General features: G+C 62.5%; 15 protein-coding genes. 5 read left to right on the top strand and 10 right to left on the bottom strand.

Features of this window, described 5'->3' with window-relative positions; translation table 11 throughout:
* Nucleotides 1–386 precede the first annotated feature (386 nt).
* Both F8N96_RS34215 and F8N96_RS34210 read left to right on the top strand, forming a co-directional pair.
* On the top strand, nt 387–803 hold the full coding sequence (locus tag F8N96_RS34215; RefSeq protein ID WP_150801545.1) for an organic hydroperoxide resistance protein: 417 nt from the start codon (nt 387–389) through the stop codon (nt 801–803).
* Nucleotides 804–1045: 242 nt separating this feature from the next.
* Nucleotides 1046–1513, top strand: a complete 468-nt coding sequence (locus F8N96_RS34210; RefSeq protein WP_150801544.1) for a cupin domain-containing protein — start codon at nt 1046–1048, stop codon at nt 1511–1513.
* Between the two features lie 131 nt (nt 1514–1644).
* Here the strand turns inward: F8N96_RS34210 and F8N96_RS34205 are convergent, their stop codons facing one another.
* Nucleotides 1645–2250 carry a TIGR00730 family Rossman fold protein gene (locus F8N96_RS34205; RefSeq protein ID WP_150801543.1) on the bottom strand — a complete coding sequence of 202 codons (606 nt, stop codon included), beginning with the start codon at nt 2248–2250 and terminating at the stop codon, nt 1645–1647.
* A 101-nt stretch (nt 2251–2351) separates the two neighbouring features.
* Nucleotides 2352–3770 carry a PLP-dependent aminotransferase family protein gene (locus F8N96_RS34200; RefSeq protein ID WP_150801546.1) on the bottom strand — a complete coding sequence of 473 codons (1419 nt, stop codon included), beginning with the start codon at nt 3768–3770 and terminating at the stop codon, nt 2352–2354.
* A gap of 277 nt (nt 3771–4047) precedes the next feature.
* Between F8N96_RS34200 and F8N96_RS34195 the strand changes: the two genes are divergently transcribed.
* Nucleotides 4048–5256 (top strand): patatin-like phospholipase family protein, encoded by a 1209-nt coding sequence (locus F8N96_RS34195; protein ID WP_150801542.1) that lies wholly within the window; start codon nt 4048–4050, stop codon nt 5254–5256.
* A 37-nt stretch (nt 5257–5293) separates the two neighbouring features.
* Here F8N96_RS34195 and F8N96_RS34190 read toward each other — a convergent pair whose 3' ends face one another.
* Nucleotides 5294–5902, bottom strand: a complete 609-nt coding sequence (locus F8N96_RS34190; protein WP_150801541.1) for an FMN-dependent NADH-azoreductase — start codon at nt 5900–5902, stop codon at nt 5294–5296.
* Between the two features lie 215 nt (nt 5903–6117).
* Between F8N96_RS34190 and F8N96_RS34185 the strand changes: the two genes are divergently transcribed.
* Both F8N96_RS34185 and F8N96_RS34180 read left to right on the top strand, forming a co-directional pair.
* Complete coding sequence (locus F8N96_RS34185) at nt 6118–6573, top strand: carboxymuconolactone decarboxylase family protein (protein WP_150801540.1); 456 nt, start codon at nt 6118–6120, stop codon at nt 6571–6573.
* 88 nt (nt 6574–6661) lie between these two features.
* Complete coding sequence (locus tag F8N96_RS34180) at nt 6662–6982, top strand: DMT family transporter (RefSeq protein WP_150801539.1); 321 nt, start codon at nt 6662–6664, stop codon at nt 6980–6982.
* Nucleotides 6983–7115: 133 nt separating this feature from the next.
* Here F8N96_RS34180 and F8N96_RS34170 read toward each other — a convergent pair whose 3' ends face one another.
* From F8N96_RS34170 to wecB, 7 genes are all read right to left on the bottom strand, one after another.
* Complete coding sequence (locus F8N96_RS34170; RefSeq protein WP_150801538.1) at nt 7116–7979, bottom strand: hypothetical protein; 864 nt, start codon at nt 7977–7979, stop codon at nt 7116–7118.
* Nucleotides 7976–8965: an alginate O-acetyltransferase AlgX-related protein gene (locus F8N96_RS34165; RefSeq protein WP_150801537.1), complete on the bottom strand. Its 990-nt coding sequence runs from the start codon at nt 8963–8965 to the stop codon at nt 7976–7978. The genes F8N96_RS34170 and F8N96_RS34165 overlap by 4 nt, the downstream gene beginning before the upstream one ends.
* Complete coding sequence (locus F8N96_RS34160) at nt 8962–9615, bottom strand: alginate O-acetyltransferase AlgF (protein ID WP_150801536.1); 654 nt, start codon at nt 9613–9615, stop codon at nt 8962–8964. The genes F8N96_RS34165 and F8N96_RS34160 overlap by 4 nt, the downstream gene beginning before the upstream one ends.
* Before the next feature lie 8 nt (nt 9616–9623).
* Nucleotides 9624–12167 (bottom strand): NfrA family protein, encoded by a 2544-nt coding sequence (locus tag F8N96_RS34155; protein ID WP_150801535.1) that lies wholly within the window; start codon nt 12165–12167, stop codon nt 9624–9626.
* Entirely contained in the window at nt 12164–14278 is a 2115-nt protein-coding gene (locus F8N96_RS34150) for a glycosyl transferase family protein (RefSeq protein ID WP_150801534.1), read from the bottom strand. Before F8N96_RS34150 ends, F8N96_RS34155 begins: the two co-directional genes overlap by 4 nt.
* 12 nt (nt 14279–14290) lie before the next feature.
* On the bottom strand, nt 14291–16504 hold the full coding sequence (locus F8N96_RS34145; protein ID WP_150801533.1) for a hypothetical protein: 2214 nt from the start codon (nt 16502–16504) through the stop codon (nt 14291–14293).
* Between the two features lie 69 nt (nt 16505–16573).
* On the bottom strand, nt 16574–17704 hold the full coding sequence (gene wecB, locus F8N96_RS34140; RefSeq protein ID WP_263596471.1) for a non-hydrolyzing UDP-N-acetylglucosamine 2-epimerase: 1131 nt from the start codon (nt 17702–17704) through the stop codon (nt 16574–16576).
* Between the last annotated feature and the right edge of the window lie 277 nt (nt 17705–17981).

Here is a 17981-nt window from a genome sequence, read left to right as displayed (position 1 = left end):
TACGCTTCTTCATGTATTACAACCGCACAAGGCTCCACAGCTACAACGGTTACCTATCACCGATAGCTATGGAGCAAAAGGCGGCATAAACACCGTAACCGGTGTCCGGAATTACTTGACCAGTTCAAGCCCGCTCCCACAAGGGGGCGGAGCCAGGCACAAATCTCGCAGATACCCTCCGGCAAGCCGATAGACGCACTCACAGCAACTATAGTGAGAGATCCACTCACGAAGGAGGTAAATCCAAGCCTGATCCGATGAGCAGGCGAGCTTTGCGATTCACCTGAGTGCGCGTAAACGACGTCTTTGAATACCACTGCCAGAGGCGACTTTGAGCCGGTGTGCGTTGAAGGCGATTTTTTTACCTTTTCAATCAGGAGATCATCATGTCCCAGCTCGAAAAAGTACTCTACACCGCCAAAGTCCACACCACCGGTGGACGGGACGGCGCGTCACGCAGCGATGACGGGCGTCTCGACGTCAAGCATTCGTCCCCTGGCGGGCCGGGCGACGGCACCAACCCGGAGCAGTTGTTCGCCGCCGGTTGGTCTGCCTGCTTCATTGGTGCAATGCAGGTCGCTGCGCGCGAAATGCAGGTCAAGCTTCCGCCTGACCTGAGCATCGATGCCGAAGTTGACCTGGGCACCAATGCGGGCGGTTACCTGCTCCAGGCTCGCCTCAACATCAAGCTGCCGGGCATGGACCAGGAAACGGCCCGCAAGCTGGTGGATAAAGGGCACCAGTTGTGTCCGTACTCCAAGGCCACCCGGGGCAATATCGAGGTCGAGATCAACCTGGCCTGAACCTGAACTGTCGTCGCAAGGGTGAAGCCGGCGCTTCACCCTCGCGATGAATTGACGGGCAGGCAAGTCGATACGCTGCTGCGGTTTGTATCGGTACGTATCCACCGCTCCGACAGCTACCTTCGCATACAAATCCATGGGTTGCGTGACACTTGCGCGATACACGGCGGCCTCCCAATGAAGCCACCGCAACCGCGGCAAACCTGGCGCGGCCTTGCCGTGTAATCTCCTGGAGAAATGCGATGTCCCGAATCAACTTGCGCAACACCACTGGCCTGCTGGCCATTGCCGCCAGCGTGGCGCTCACTGCCTTCGCAGGCGTTTCCCAAGCTCAAGAATCGAAGGCTCCCGCTGAAGCCGGCCAAGCGTCGCAGCCGGCCAAAAGCTGGCAGACCGGGATCCACCGCACGGACCTGTTGAAGCGCGACCTGGATGTTTCCGGGCGTGAGGTGATCCAGGTTCTTGTTGATATCGATCCGGGTGTGTCATCGCCCAAGCACTCCCACCCCGGTGTGGAAGTTGCCTACGTCCTGGAGGGCACGTTCGAGTATCAGCTCGAGGGACAGCCGCCCGTAACGCTCAAGGCCGGTGAATCCCTGTATATCCCCGCTGGCACTGCGCATGTCGCGAAGAACGTCGGTGCAAGCAAGGCGTCGGAGCTGGCGACCTATATCGTGAAGAAAGGCGTGCCGGCTGTGGAGTTGAAGTAGGAGCCAGGCTTGCCGGCGAAGGCGTCTTCATGGGTGGTGCAGGGATTGAGGCTGCCTTCGCCGGCAAGCCTGGCTCCCATGACGCGAGACACCGTGTTTTCGCGAGTAGGCTCGCACACATGGACTGCATTTCAATTGATGCCTTGCGCCTCTGTAATCCATTTGCCGACCGTCGGCGCCTGCCACTGCTCCAGTGCATCGATCAGCGCAGACGGATCGGTGTCGAAGATCAGCATCTGGCTGTGTTCGCTTTTCATGAAACCTTCTTTCACGGCATGCTCGAGAAGGCTGCGAACCGGATCGAAAAAAGCGCCGATATTCAGGCACGCGATGGCTTTCTGGTGTTCACCCAGTTGGGTCAGGGTAGCGGCTTCAAACAGTTCTTCAAAAGTCCCCAGGCCGCCTGGCAACGCGATGAACGCATCGGCCCAGTCACTCATGCGCGTCTTGCGGCTGCGCATGTCTTGCGTCACTTCGTGTCGGGTCAGTCCGGGATGAAGATGCCCGAGTTGGAACAGCAGATCGGTAATGATGCCGACCACTTCACCGCCTTCGGCGAGCACGGTATCGGCCATCACGCCCATCAAACCCTTGTGGGTGCCGCCATAGACCAGGCGTATTCCGCGCTTGGCGATTTCCCGGCCGAGCGCCCGGGCCCCTTCGGCATATGCGGGGTTGAAACCGTGGTTGGAGCCGGAGAAAACGGCAATGCTGCGAAGCGGGGCAGGCGTGGACATCGGATGATTCCCGGTGGATGGCAAGCACCGATGATGCGATCCGCCGCACTGGCGAGAAAGGTCCAAGAACCGCTTGTCGGAGTGGGCCATGATCCACTGCGTTACATCAACTCGAGAATGCGCCTTCCCAGCTGTTCGGCACTGTCTTCGCAGTCGATGTTGGCGAAACCGAGCAGCAGCGCGGAGTCGGCCTTGCCCTCGATGCTCCAGTCACTCAGGGCTTCTGCATAAATACCCGCCTGCTGCAGACGCTCGACCAGCAACCGATCGGACTGTTGTGCCGTCAGTCGCAGGATCAGGTGCATGCCGCCCGGTTGCGCATCGATGCGGATCCGATCGCCCAAGGCCTTCCTGAGCCCCTGCGCGGTCATCTCCCGGCGTTCGCCATAGAGTTTGCGCATGCGTTGGATATGCCGGGCGAAATGGCCCTCGGTCACAAAGGTGGCGACGATGGCCTGGGTGAGTTCCGGGCAGCCGCCGAGGAATATCTGGCTGACCTGTTCGAAGCGTTCGACCTGCGCCGGCGGCACAATCAGATACGCGAGACGGATGCCAGGAAACAGCACCTTGCTGAACGTGCCGCAATAAAGCACCCGGCCATCGCGGTCCAGGCTCTTGAGCGCGGGCAGCGGGCGGCTGATGTAGCGGTACTCGCCGTCGTAATCGTCCTCGACAATCCAGGCGTGCTCACGGCTCGCCCATTCCAGCAGTTGCAGGCGGCGCGGCAGCGACAACGACACGCACAGCGGGCTTTGGTGAGCCGGGGTCACAACCGCCGCACGCGCTCCCGCCGAATCGCGCACAGCGTCCTCGACCCGCATGCCGTCCCGGTCCACCGCAACCGGCGCCACGTCCATCTGCAGCTGCTCCAGCAACTGGCGGGTCGGCAGGTAGCCAGGGTCTTCCACCAGTACGCGGTCGCCAGGTTCGAGCAGCGCGTACGCGACCAGCGACAGGGTGTTGCGGTATCCGGAGGTGATGAAGACTTGAGCGGGCGAGCAAGTAATTCCCCGTGCCACCTGCAGGTAGGTGGCTATCGCGCTGCGCAGCGATTCCAGGCCGTAGACCGACGGGTTGGCCATGTCCTGGATCCGGGTCGCCCGCACACAGCGGGCACCGATTTGCGCCCATATTTTTCTGGGGAACGCGTCCAGCGCGGGCAGGGCCATTTGAAACGGCAGGACGGGCGCCTTGTGCCTGATAGCGGCGCTTGCCATCGACCCGGATGTCCGCTCCGGGCGGGCCGAAAGCGCCCTGACGTCGATGCCCGGCGCCACCACCGTACCAGCCTGGCCACGGGACTGGATATAACCCTCGGCGGTCAGCAGTGAATACGCGGTGTCGATGGTACCTCGCGCCAGGCCAAGCTCCTTAGCAAGCGCCCGGGCCGCGGGAATCCGCTCCCCCGGTGTGAGCACACCGTCAGTGATCGCCGCGCGGAACCGCCAGTAGATTTGCCGGTAGATGGGTTCCGGGGAGCTGGGGTCGAGGGGGGAAAGGTTGTTGATTTGATGGGTCATGGCTGCGGACAGTGTGCTCATTGTTTTTTTTATCGGGAAACCTGCCATCACGACAGACACGGTGACCTGCATTGCAAGGGTTTTGCCCAGACATCCCGGGACGCGGCCAACGTGTTTGTTTCTCTCGTAAAGGGGCGCAAGATAAGTGACTGGACGATTGACCAAGGTGTCGCGCTGAGCTTGCAAATAGCCATCTCGGGCACCACCGGCAAGGACATCTCAACGAATAACAGGATGAGCGCGTTCTCTGTCGAATGCAGGGGCCGGAGGAGACGTTTTGAACCCGTTCCAGCTCAGACCCGGTGCCTCGACCCTGAACATGTTGCTTCAGGCATGCCTGCAACGCCGCGATGCCGTGCCACCGACTTTAACGGAAAAAGCGGTGATACCGGGTATTCCCAACGCGCGCTACTGGATGGACCAGGACCTGAGCCCGTTCATTCAGGATGCCATTGCATCCAATAGGAGAGAGCATGAGGCACTCATGGCAACCGGCAGGCCGGACACCATCCTGCCGCTGGCAAGCATGCTGGCCATTTCCGGTGGTGGCGACGCCGGCACCTTTGCCGCGGGGCTCATTGCGGGGTGGACCCTGCATGGCACCCGCCCGGTGTTCAAGATTGTCACGGGCATCAGCGCCGGCGCCCTGGTCGCCCCGTTCGCGTTCCTGGGGCCGCAGTACGATGCGGTCATCCAGCATATTTGCAACGCCGTCGGCCCGAAGGACATTTTCCGTTCGCGTAATGTCCTGACGCGGCTTGCCAGCGACGGAGTCGCAGACAGCAAGCCACTGGCGCGGCTCATCGCGAAGTACATCACGCCCGAGGTGCTGGCGCAGATCGCGGCGGAATATGACAAGGGACGGATCCTGATGATCGGCACCACCGACCTTGATTCCGCGCGGCCGGTCACCTGGAACATGGGCACTATCGCCGCCAGCCAGGCGCCGGGGGCGCTTGAGCTGTTTCGCAACATCATGGTCGCCTCGATGAGCATTCCCGGCGCCGTTTCCCCGGTCATGATCGATGTGGAAGTCGACGGCAAACTGTTCCAGGAAATGCACGTGGATGGCGGCGTCATCACCCAGATGTTCCTGTACCCGCCGGGCACCGTGATGGCGATGAACAAAGTGCCGGGCGCACCCATGCGCCATGAACGTCACTTCTATGTCATTCGTAACGGCAAGCTGGAACCGCAGTGGTCCGGTACGAAGCGCCGTACCTTGAGCATCGGCGGTCGAGCCATCAGTGCGTTGATTCAAACCCAGGGCATCAGCGACCTCGATCGAATCTACCGGATGGCGAAGCAGGACGGGGCCGACTTCAATCTTGCCTATATCGGCACCGACTTCGGCTTTTCGCGCAATCATCGATTCGATGGCGAGTACATGAAGCGCTTGTTCGAGTACGCCTTTGAACTCGGCGCGAAGGGCTATCCGTGGCACAAGTTGCCGCCGGGCCCGGTGCTCTGGCTCCCCTACGAGTAATACCGGCGCCGCCGGGTTGGCTCAGCAGTGAGTCGGGTCATCGACTCGAAGAAAAATACGTTTGCAACGCCTGGTCTGCCTTGCGCCTGGCCTCCACGACGGCCTCCGGCCCCAAGGCAGTGCCCTCCACCGAGAAGAATGTAAGTGCATGCAGCCCGATCATGCCCAGCACGGCGGTCAGATAGGGCGTGAGGAAATCCGGCTGACGCGGGTTCACTCCGGAAAATCTGCCGCCGGAGGCCACGGCGACGAACACCGGACGGTCAAGCAGCAGGCTGGTTTTACCTTGCGCGCCGACATTGAAGGTGCGACGAACCCGAGCGATGTGATCGATCCAGACTTTTAGTGCGGCGGGTACCGTGAAGTTATGCATGGGGGTGCCGATGACCACCACATCGGCGCTCTGCAGTTCCTCGATCAACTCATCGGAACGGGCAAGAGACCCTTCTTGCGAAACGTCTGCGCACACCTGTTGGGAAATGGCGTAATCCTCATCGACTTGCGGCAGCGCATCACCCCCCACGACCCGGCTGATGACGGTTGCCGTTGGCTCGTTATCGAGCAGACAACCGATGACTTTTTTTGACAGTCGATAGCTCTCGGAAGCTTGCCCACGAGGACTGCAGGTAACGTGGAGGATTTTCATGATTCACCCGTTGCTGAAGATACTGATGTGAGGGGAATCACTCTATGAAGCTTATGACCTATAACAAAGAGCCATGAATGGAGTCATTGAATGGGCCATGATTGTGAGCGCTATAAGGATCATGGCCCAGATTGGAACACCAATCATGGACCTTATCAAATAGGCCAAGCCGCAGCACGATGGCGTCCCTTATCCAGTAAACACAAGGCCCCATCATGAGTAACCGTATCGACTACTCCAAAGCTTCTCCGGAAGGTTACAAGGCATTCGGCGGCGTCTACGTCTGCTTGCAAAACAGCGGTCTGTCCCACGAACTGATCGACCTGGTCTATCTGCGGGTCTCGCAGATAAACGGCTGCGCATTTTGCATCGACATGCATTCTCGCGATCTGCTCAAGCTGGGCGTGAGCGTGGACAAGTTGGTGCTGGTGCCGGTGTGGCACGACGCCGGTGAAGTCTTCACCCAGCGCGAACGTGTGGCACTGAGCTGGGCGGAAACTGTGACTCGCGTCGCCGAAACCGGCGTTCCCGATGCCGACTATGCAGCCGCGGCTGCCGAGTTCGGTGATAAGGAACTGGCCGATCTGACGTACGCGATCGGTTTGATGAACGCGTTTAACCGCTTCGGCGTTGCGTTCCGTTCGAAACCTGCGGCTGCCAACAAGGCTTGATCGACCCCCTGGAACGCTCAAACGGTCTCGCCAGGCGATAACGCCTGGCGAGTCAACTTACGGACCGATTTCACCAAGGGCTATCACCATGGCATGGGCACTATTGGGCATCGCCGGCATTCTCGAAATCGCCTTCGCTTTCTACATGAAAGGCTCCGAAGGTTTCACCCGATTGATCCCCGGACTGCTGGCGGCCGCCACGGGCTTGTCGAGCGTCTTTCTGCTTTCACTGTCACTGCGGACGCTACCGGTCGGTACCGCCTATGCGGTCTGGACCGGTATTGGCGCGGCGGGCACCGCGATCCTGGGCATGGCGCTGCTGGGCGATGCCGCCACGGCGCTGAGAATAATGTGCATTGCGCTGATCCTGGCTGGCGTTATCGGGCTCAGGCTGGTTTCGGCAAATTGATGCGGCTAACGTCGGTCCTGTAGGAGCGAGCTTGCTCGCGATGGACGTTAACGATAACGCGTGTTTGCTGGTTAAACGCGGCGCACTTGAGTCCATCGCGAGCAAGCTCGCTCCTACAGGGGGCATTGGGTCGTCAGGGCTGCAATTGCTCCACCAGTTCGGGTGTCACGTAGTGCGGGCCGTCGAACAGGTACAGCGGATAGCCGTCATAGGGCGCTAGCTGCGTCTTGAGTTCGGCCGCAGTCGCGGAGCGGAACCCGCCGCCGAAGTTGGGGCGAAAGGCTTCGACGATGATGCGCACACGCTCCTTGCCCAGGCGGTCGGCCAAGGCGTCGGCATAGGTTCGGGCCACCGGTGCCGTGCGCGCATAAACGCCGACGCCATCCTGAAAGAACACGCCGATGTCATCCGGCAGCCATTGCTTGAGCCAGTCGGCAGTGGCCGCGGGGCCGATGTTGGCGCCGTCGTAGACACTGATCCACAGCGGTCGGGGCAGCTTGGCCAGCAGCGCCGGCAGTTCTTTGGCGCGGGTCCAGCTGGGGTCGACTTCGGCCGGGAAATACCAGCCGGTGACGTGCAGGGGCGTCGGCAACCTGGCGATGCGTTCCGAGACCGCCGCCAGTTGCTCGATATTGTCCCGTGAGCGGTTCTCGCTGAAGTAACCGGCCAGTCCGAGGATGACATCCTGGGCCCAGGGTGCCTTGGCGATGCGCGCCCAATCAGGCAGGACGGGGACGCTGGGCAAGCCGCTGTCGGGAACGAAAGCCTGATCGTCGACCACAGTCCATTGCACCAACAGTTCCCGAGCGCCCAGTTTTTCCCAGTTGCCATTGATGCCGACAGTCTTGTTGTCCGGCTGCCAGACGATGCCGACGATCCCCGGTTCCAGGGCCTTGGTACTCGTCACGTAGAGCATGCCGACACCCGCGCCGAGGAGGACGGCGAGCAACAGCGCCGCAACCGTTGCGCGACTGGCGGTGTAGCCGAAGATTCTCACTGCAGTGCCTTCTCGATGCGCTGATGCCATTGGCCCAGCGGGGTCACGCCTTTTGCATTCCAGTTCGCGCCGGCATCATGGCCAAGGTGGAACTGGCCTTCATTGAATTGCCAGACGATGACTTGCGGTTTGTGTTGCGCAAAATCCGGCGACTCCAGGTATTGCAGCAGCGTAGCCCACGGGCCGACATCGCCGGGGTTCCAGGTCAGCGCGACCGGACGGTCGAGGGCGTTGGACAGCTTCTGGGTAAATCCCAGGTACGGCTGGACAAAGCTGTTGCCGACCACCTGGACCGCTGCCGGCGCGTCATCGATCAGCAGGTCTTTCTCTGCCTGATGGCGCACGGTGTAGATGTCGCGGCCAATGGCCTTGCGCTTGACCGCCGGCAGGAAGTTGCTGGCCAGGTCGCCGAACGCGCGTCGGTCGAACCAGTGGCCCAACGCCGCGCCGCCGCCCGTTTCACCCGACAGGGAATATCGCTTGGAGATCAGTTGCGCCGTGGCGTCGGCGGTGTTTTCGGCGCTCCAGGCTGTCCAGTGGTAATCGGCGCGGTAAAACGCGGTCTGCTGGCCTTGCTCGGTCCGGTGCAGGATCGGTTTGATGTCCAGCGTGGTCAGGCCCGCTCGGGTCAGGTCGCCCTGCAAGTGGTCATAGCGCTGCATGACGGCAGCGCTCAAGGGCTGATCGGCGGGCAGACGCCGGGCATAAAACGGCGCTTTCATCGGCACCACCAGCACAACCAACCCGATGTGTTGGCGTGCAAGTTGCTGCTGGAGTTGTTTCACCAGCGTAATGTTGCGGGTCGTGCCGGGGTTATCGACCTTGCTCAGGCTTTCCCAGGCCGGGAACAACCAGCCGCCGTTGCCGGTGATCACTGCCGACGCCGCTTGCGCGCCAGTGCCCGACAATCCCAGCAGCAGACCGGCGACCATGCGGGAAATCGACAAGCGCTGGATAAACCGCTGGGGGTTGAAGGAAAGGATCATGGTGCAGCCTGGTCGACAAGGCCAATCAAACGTGGCGCCTGAGGGGAACCGACCAGGAACAGGCTATAGCGATCGCCGGCCTTGAAGGGCGCCAGTTTCATCGGCAGGCTGCGGTTCTGATCGCAGCTGGCAACCAACGTCGCCTGCACCGGGTTGATCGTGCGCTGGGCTTGTCCGTTGAACGGCACCTGCTTGAATACCGGGGCGCCATTGGCCAGCTGGATCTCGGCCTGTTCACAGCCGCTGCCCAGGTTATAAAAGTTGAGTTCGGCGCGCAGGTCTTTGCCGCGCAGCGGCGGATCGATGACCAGGCGTGGGGCCCGTGCCGGGTTGCTGTCGAGAATCAGCGTAACCCAGGCGCCTTTCGGTGCGGTCAGGCCTTTGATCTCGCGACCATTGACGGTCACGTCAATCGGCTGTTGCGAGTCCACGATCTGGAACGGGCTGGCCACCTCGGCCTGGGCGGAAAGGGCCAGGGTCGCGCCTTGGCCTACACGGACCTGCATGGAAGTATCGCCGGGATTGACCACCCGTACCCAGGCGGAGCCTTCGGGCAGTGTGGGCGCGTAAAGACGGGCGATTTCAGGGGCGGCTTGTGCCCCTGGCGGGACCAGGCCAAGACCCAGCCACAAAAAAACTCTAGCGTTCATGTCAGTCCTCAATAGGAATAGGTCAGGCGCGCGAACACGCCTTCGGCGCGCTCATCGCCCAGCACTTTCACGCGGTACTGCAGGGAAAAGTCCACATAGGAGCGGGGGGCGTTGTAGGTATCTTCGCGGAACCAGTAGCGCACGTTGTTACCGACACCGAGGCCTCCCGCCTTGCCCGATGATGAGTCCGTGCTGCCGTCGGCCGCCGTTTCGCTGTGCATTTTGGAGTCGTAGTCGAACGCGGCCACGACATGGGGGAAGCTCACCCAGCGCGAACCCGTGCCACCGACGGCATAACTGCGGCCCACCTGCCATTCGCTGTTGAAGTAATCGCGCGAGTCATTGATGTAATGACCGGCCTCGGCAAACAACTGCGAAGTCCACCAGCTGGAGGTATCCACCCGCAGGTCGGTGCCGACGCTGGAGCCATAGCCCAGGCGCACCAGCCAGTCGCCATCGACGTCCGACGATCCCAGGGGGAATGTGCGCTCGACGGCGGCCATCACGTTCAGCGCCGTGAACGGTTTGACCCGAACGCCGACGGCGCCTTGCAGGGCATCGAAACCGGTGTCCGAATCGCTGTTCTTGCTCCACAGGGTATCGGTGACGCGGCCGTAGAGTTCGACAAACCGTGCGTTGCGATAACCCAGGGGACGCCAGGACAATTCGGTGCTGTTCTGAAGGTTGTCATTGCTGGTGCTGCCGCTGGTCGGGGCGGCACTCAGGCCACTGCTGGAACTGTTGCCCCGATAACTGGTGGTGCTGGTCAGGCCCCAGGTGCGCGACACATCGGCCACTGCGCGACGGGTGTCGAACAGCTGCTGTGGGGGCATGTCGAGGTCACCGGAACCTTGTGCGTCGATCACGCGCTTGAAGTAGCTGACGGCTTGCTCGTCGTCATTGACCCGCATGGCGGTGTAGGCAGCGTCCTGGGTTGCTGTGGGCGTGAGCCGGGTATCGGCGTCGGCCTTGCGAAACGACCCGTGGGCCGCGTCATCGTCGCCGGCCTGGACCGACAGATAAGCGATCTGCAGCTGGCTCATCGACTCCAGTTCGCCCGTGTCCCGCGCCTGTTGCAGCCGTTCGCGCGCGGTGCGGCGTTGGCCGATGGCGGCGTACAGACTGGCTTCTTCGTAAGCGGGCAGGCTGCCCAAGGCCAAGGCCCGGGTGAAGTCCTGGCGTGCGCCGGCATCGTCACCGGATTGCTGACGCAGGCGGCCGCGCTGGGCCAGCAGCCGGGCGTCGTCGCCGGTGATCCTGAGGCCTTCGCTGGCCGCCGCGATGGCTTCAGGCACGCGTTTCTGCTCGCTCAGGGCGCTGACCAGCAGACGCCGGTACGCCGGATTGCGCGGCGCGCGGGCGATGGCGTCGTTCGCCAGGGCCGCCGCGGTCGCAGCGTCCTTGCGGGCCAGGGACGCGTAGGCCTGGCCGGCCAGGTCGGTGCCGCCGTCGCGCTGGGTGCCCGGCCAGATATCACACACCAGGCCGAAGGCGGTTTCCTGACAGTTCAAGGCCGGTGCCGGAAAATCGGCAACAGTGTCCAATCCATTGTTTTTCTGTCGCAGCGCCATTCGCGCGGCGGTGCGCCGGCGGGCCACTTCGCCGCTGTCATCGTCGGCCAGTGGCTGCAGATGCTCGAGCGCCTGTTGTGGCTCGCCATGGGCCAGGGCGGCGTCGGCAGCGAAGAAGCGCAGGTCGCGGACTTCGGCCTCCAGCAGGCCATCGATCGCCAGGGCATGCTTCAGATCCGCTTCGGCGGCGACGGTGTGGCCCTGACGATCAAGGGCATAGCTGCGCAGAATCCACGGCGCGATTTCGCCATCGTCCTGGGCCAATGCCCCCGCCGCGGCCTGTTCGGCGCCGGGATAGTCCCTGGCGGCGAGCAGGGCACTGATCAGCAGTTGCTGATTGGCGCCGATTTCCGGTGCCCAGGCCACGGCTTTCCTGGCCTGGTCCACGGCCAGTGACACCTGGCCCTGCTCCAGGGCGCGATAGCCCTGAACCGCCAGCGGTGCCGCCAATTGACGACGGATCGCTTCGCGACGCATCAACAACGTATCGTCGTCCGGGAACATGGCCAGGGCCTGGGTGGTGGCTTGATCCGCCGCCAGCAGATCTGGTTGGCGCTGCAAGGATTCGATCAACAGCAACCGGTAATCCATGCGCCCGGGTGCCTGTGCGATGGCTTGGCGTGCTGCCTGGGCAGCGAGGCCGAAGTCATCGCGATCATAGGCTTTGAAGGCCCGGGCCGCGGCACCGAAGCCCGGGGCCTGGCGGGACTGCGGGTAGCGCTTGGGATGATCACGCAGGTCCTTGTCGCGCTGTGCCAGCCCGATCAGCGTGTTCAAGCGGGTGATGTCGGCTCGCTGGCGCAACGCTTCGCGGGCCTTGGCGATAGCCAGGTCGTAGTCTTTGCGTTCGTAGGCGCTGTACGCCTCGTTGGCGGCCACATAGGCCGGCCCGGTCAACGGCAACGGCAGCGTCTGGCCATGAACCAACCCGGGCATCAGGCTCAGCCCCGTGGCCATGAGGGTCAGGAAAGGGCGGTTCATGCCGGAAGCTCCTCGGGATAGTGGCTGTGCTGACGCGCGACGGCCCTTTCGATGGTGGCGCGAGGCAGCACGCCGCTGTCGACCAGGTAGTCGCCGATGCGGCCGTGATATTGCGGGCGGTACTGCAGCATGGTGCGGCTGAACACGTGGCGATCCATCAGGCCCATTTCGATCAGCAGGTCGCCCAGCAGTGGTGCTCCGGCGTCGGGAACCGACTGGCCTTCGCGCACTTTCAGCTGACGCAATCGCGCGACGATTTCGCTTTCCCGGGCAATCAGTTGCACCGGCACGCGGCCCAACTCATTGCTGACCTGTTGCAGACCTTCGGTCGGCAGCGGGTTGGCCACGGCCACTTGCGCATGGCCCTGGGCATTCAAGCCCAGCGGCACCACGCGCCAGCGCAGGGCAAATTCATCGTCCAGCATCAGCGTCGAGTCCCGTGCCTTGGCCGCTACGTCGAACACCCGCGGCAAGTCGTTCTGGAAGGCGATGGCTTCGGCCAGGGTTTCGTCGTCCAGCCATCCGTTGCTGAGCAGAATCCGCCCCAACGGCATGTGCCGGGTTTTCTGTTCGGCCAGGGCGCTTTGCAGGTCGGCGTCGTTGATCGCCTGCCAGGACAGCAGCACGCTGCCCAGCTTGCGCGGTGCGGCAGCGACCAGGTCGGTGGACGGGAAGTCGTGCATGGTCTTGTCCCAGACCAGCTTGCGGTTGAGCACCTTGCCGACCAGGAACATGCGCCAGGCACGGGACGCTGCCATGAAGTTGACGAAATTGCCCACGACCATCCGCGGGATGGACAGCAAGCCATGCTGCCAGCCGTACAGCACGGTGGTGAAATAGCAGCGGTGCGCGATCCGCCAGGCCAGGGCGATACCGTTGGCCAGCAGCAAGTACGCGATAAAACCATTGCTTTCGAACGGCGTCGGGAAACTCACGTCCCACAAGCCACTCTGGCGCAGGATGATCAGGCCCAGCAATTGCGCCAGAATGAGATAGGCGATGATGCTGACGAACGCCGTCACCAGGCCTTTGCGGTCACGAAACAGTAGATACCGATTGGCCAGCGAGCCGCTCCAGCCCATTTGTTCCCAACCTTGCAACCCGATGCCCAGGGTCCAGCGCGCTTTCTGGCGGAACGCGGTGCGGAAGGTGTCCGGGAACAATTCGCGCACGCACAACGGCATTTTCAGGGTCGATTCGTAAGGCTTGCGGAACCATGACTTGCGCAACACCCGAAACTGCACCGGGAACTGCACGAAGATCGCATTCATGCCGACCTTGGCCAGGCGCGCGCCGACGTCGTAGTCCTCGGTCAGGCTGTCGGTGTTGAACGGCTGGTTCCGGTTTTTCCCGGCCAGCACGCGCAGGGCACGGTGGGAGAAACAGGTGCCGACACCGGCCGATGGCACGGTATCGGTCATGCTTTCACGCACCACCAGATCCTTGCCGTGCCATTCGGCGAATTCGTCCATGTAGGTGCCGGCCACCCACTCGTACCAGTTGCGTTCCAGTGACACCACCGGCAGCTGGATCATGTCCTTGCGTGGCAGCAGATAGTTGAACAGGCGCAATTCCATCGGATGCAGCACGTCTTCACTGTCGTGCATCACCACGCCGGCGAAGGTCATGCCATGGGTTTGCTCATGGAGGAAGATGGCCTGGATCACCCAATTCAGGCAGTCGGCCTTGCAGGTCGGGCCGGCATGCGGCACTTCCACCCGGTGCAGCTGCTTGTAGCGCCGGCGCATGCGTTCGACTTCATCGATGGTGCGCTGGTCGTTGATGTAGGTGCCAACGAAGACCACATAGTTCTGGTAATCCAGGGTCGACACCATGTTCTCGATCATCGGTGCGATCACGTCATATTCCAGCCAGGCCGGGACCATGATCGCCAGGGGCTGTTCATCCCGGGCCAGCAACTGCTCGGCCGTCAGCGGCCGGTATTTGCGCTCCGCGGTGAGTTTGCGGAACAGGCGGCGCGACCAGTACCACAGGTCGATGAACAGATCGTCCAGGCCGGAGATCAGGATCAGCACCGCGACCACAATGGTCGAGATCTCCAGGAAGCTGTAGTAGTGGGCCAGCCAATAGGGCCAATAAAGCGAGGTCATCGAAGGTTTCCGTTACTGGCGATTGCGACGGGCATTACGGCCGGCCAGCAACAGGATGAGCACAAACAGGATGCCGCCGGGAATCAGCCACAGCCACGACGGTTTACGCCAGGCGTCCAGCCCCTTGGGTTCTTCGTTGTCGATCAGTTGGCTGCCGCTCGGGTCCTGGGTGTCGAAGGTGGTCAGTGCACCCTTGTCCCCGAGGATGGCCACGTCGCCGCGGGTCAGCAGAATCTGCCGGGCGATACGCGGTGCGTCGGCGCCCAGGGCGCGGTAGACCAGGCCATGCTGGCCGCCGGCAGCCACCACTTGCAACGAGGCCAGGTGGTTGAGGGGATGCACGTCCAGCAGCACCTGGTCCTTGTGATTGATGCGCAGGCGACCCTGCTCATCGACCTGCACCGATTCCTTGCTGTCCTTGATCGGCAGCTCGAAGGCAAGGAAGGCTTTGTCCGGCGTAACCGACGCCTTGGGGTCGGCACTGACTTTCAAGTGTGCCCGCAGTGGCGAAACGCCGGCGGCATCGGCCACCGAGATCACTTGCGGCAAGCTGTTCGCCGGATGCTCGAGGTAGGCTTGTGGTACCAGGATTTGCGCGTCCATGGCAAAGCGCGCGGCCATGCCGGAGAAGTCGTTATCCAGCGCGGTTTTTTCCAGCACGATGTGGCTGGTGGGCAGCACCGAGACCGGGAACGCCTGGGGTGTTTCCAGGCAGCGGTCGCTGACCGGCTGGCGCTGGAACGACACCCGCAACACGTTTTTCGAGCCCAGGGCGTAGCGCGGGACAGACGCTTCGATGCGTTGCTTTTCCCCATTGGCCACCAGCTGTTGCGCGCCAATCAGGTAGTCGTTGAGGAACAGCGAGGCCACCGGCGCGGTGTCCGAGGCGCCGGGGGCGGCAGACACATCGATGACCGCCTTGACCGGCAGGCGACCGTCATAGGCCACACTGCCCAAGGGGAACGAGGTGCTCCAGTCGGACTTGGCCAAAACGTCGATGGCGCCGGGATTGCCGCCCAGGCGCGACAAGGCCACGCGACCGTCGGCGCTCAACGGCAGCTGTGCTTCGCTGACCGTCAATTGGCGGCTGCGGGCCAAGGTGTTCCAGGCTGGACTGAACAGGGCCAGCGCCTTGCCGGTGGCCTGGGGCGCGATCATCAGCACCGGTCGCGTACCGAGCAATGCCAGGCGCACATTGTCCGTTCCGGTGGCGGCCAGACCTGCATTGATATGCCGCTCACGCCATTGCGTGAAGGCGTTGGCTGCCGTGGCGTCGAGGCCCTGGATCTGGCGCTGCAGCGCGTCCAGTGACTCATTGATGGCCTTGAGCAGTTGCGGATCGTTGACGGCCAGGTCCGCCTGGACGTTCGGTGTCTGCCCCAGCATCAATAGCGCGCCGATTTGCGCCGGGTCCGCCAGAACGTGCGTGCCTTTGCCGTTGAGGCCCGCGAACGCCGGAATCGCCAGCAGTTCAGCGGGGATGCGCAGGCCGCTGAGGTCAACGCTGTCTTGCAGGGCAGGGAAGGGCAGGATGCGACTGTGCTTGCCAATGCGCTCCAGGGCCACACCCAGGCGCCAGGCCGCGTCGTAGCTGTCAGCGGACAGGGTGCCCGGTGCGACCATGATCCCCGGCTTGCCCGGCAACGCGGTCCAGGCGGCGCCGACGTCCTGTAGCTGGTTGGCGTCATAGCTGTAATTGAGGCGGGTGGCGGGCTCGATACGTAGAACGTTGCCAATGGCGCGTTCGTCTTCGCACAGCACCCTGGACACGATCGACGACCAGGCAATGCCCAGGCGCAGCGAGCCGCTGTCCCGCGCTTTCTTGTCCACGCCCAACGTGGCGCTGGCATCGCCCTGGGCTTCGCTGAGCCCTTCGGCGCGAACCGGATAGCCGTCCAGCGACAGCAGCAATGTATTGCGGCCACCCTCGCCATTGAGGTAACTGGCGTCGAAATTCAGCGTGGCGTCCGTCAGCGGCACACCGGCGGGCACCGGCAGGTACAGTTCGCGGCGGGCGTCGGTGGAACCGAGGATGATCGGTGCGTCGATCCCCAGGTCGCTCAAGCGAATTTCGCGCTCCTGCCGGGTATCGGCGTTGAGCCGGTTGATCGCCTGGGTGAGCGGGCTGTCCGCCGCCAGGGCAAAGGCGGGCATGAGCGCAAGCAGGCTCACGCCACAGGCAAGGGCGCTGAGCGCACCCGTATGGAGGGCAACGGAAGACTTCATTCAGGCAGATCTCGAGCAGGTAAGAGAGGGCGGGCGGGTTACAGAGAGGTGAACACCGAGTGATTTTTTTTACGGTACGGCACGGGCGTGTTGCCGCTGTCCCGGCGGACGTTTCACGGCAAACTCATCGACCGTGCGGCCCAACAAGGCGTCGACGATGCGGGCACTGGCCTTGCCATCGCCGTAAGGGTTGGCCGCCTGGGCCGTTCGGCGCCATAACAGATCGTCATCGAACAGCGCGTTGACCCCCTGGATGATCGAAGCCGGTGCAGTCCCGACCAGCCGCACGGTACCCGCGGCCACGGCTTCCGGCCGTTCAGTGACATCGCGCATCACCAGCACCGGCTTGCCCAGGGAGGGCGCTTCTTCCTGCACGCCACCGGAGTCAGTGAGAATCACATGGGCACGCTGCATCAGGCGCACGAACGCCAGGTAGTCGAGGGGTTCGATCAAGTGCACGTTGGGCAAGTCGCCCAGTTGTTCGGTTACCGGGCCCAGCACGTTGGGGTTCAGATGCACCGGATAGACGATCTGGATATCCCCGCGCCGCGCCAGGTGGCGCAGGGCCTTGCAAATATCGAGGAAGCCGTCGCCGAAGTTTTCCCGACGATGGCCGGTCACCAGCAACACTTTCCGCCCGGGCTGCAGGAACGCGAACTGCCGGTCCAGGCTGTCTCGCAGCGCCGGGTTCTGATCGATGCGCCTTGCCGTCATTTGCAAGGCGTCGATTACGGTATTGCCGGTCACCAGCGTCTTCCCTTGCAGGCGTTCGCCCAGCAGGTTGTCGCGGGATTCACAGGTCGGTGCAAACAGCAGGTCCGCCCCCAGGTCGATGCAGCGCCGGTTCATTTCCTCCGGCCACGGGCTGTAGATATCACCGGTACGCAAGCCGGCTTCGACGTGGCCCACGGGAATGCGCCGGTGAAAGGACGCCATCGCCGCGACCATGGCCGAGGTCGTATCGCCATGCACCAGCACCCGATCCGGCCGGGTCATTTCCAGCACCGGGTCGATCGCTGCGTATAACGCCGCGGTCAGCGAGTTCAGGGTCTGCTTGGGGGTCATGACATCAAGGGTGTAATCGGCCTTCAAGTCGAACAGATCCAGCACCTGTTTAAGCATGCTTTGGTGTTGGCCGGTGATGCAGATCTGCGAATGAATGCCGGGCTCCGCAGCGAGAGCCTTGACCAGGGGCGCCATCTTGATGGCTTCCGGACGGGTGCCGAAAATCGAGAGGATCCTGATCGGTGAATGATGGCGAACGATGATGCCTTCCTTACGCAGTTCTAGTGCGCCGCATGACAGCCGAACCCGGCACGATTTCGGCCTGGCTCAACTTGCGATAGTTGAGATTGGTAAGAGTCGGAGCGATACGAGAGAGACTTGCCGATCACTCGAAGTTAGAGGGCAAGTTGCGTGACTGTCTGAAAGCGGCGCGATTATTAACATCAAAGGCGATAAGGGCAAAGGTTATATG

This window comes from Pseudomonas fluorescens, from assembly GCF_902497855.1.
GTDB classification, from domain to species: domain Bacteria; phylum Pseudomonadota; class Gammaproteobacteria; order Pseudomonadales; family Pseudomonadaceae; genus Aquipseudomonas; species Aquipseudomonas fluorescens_BI.
Note: the sequence above shows the minus strand (reverse complement) of the source record. Positions and strands in the feature narration are given on the sequence as shown.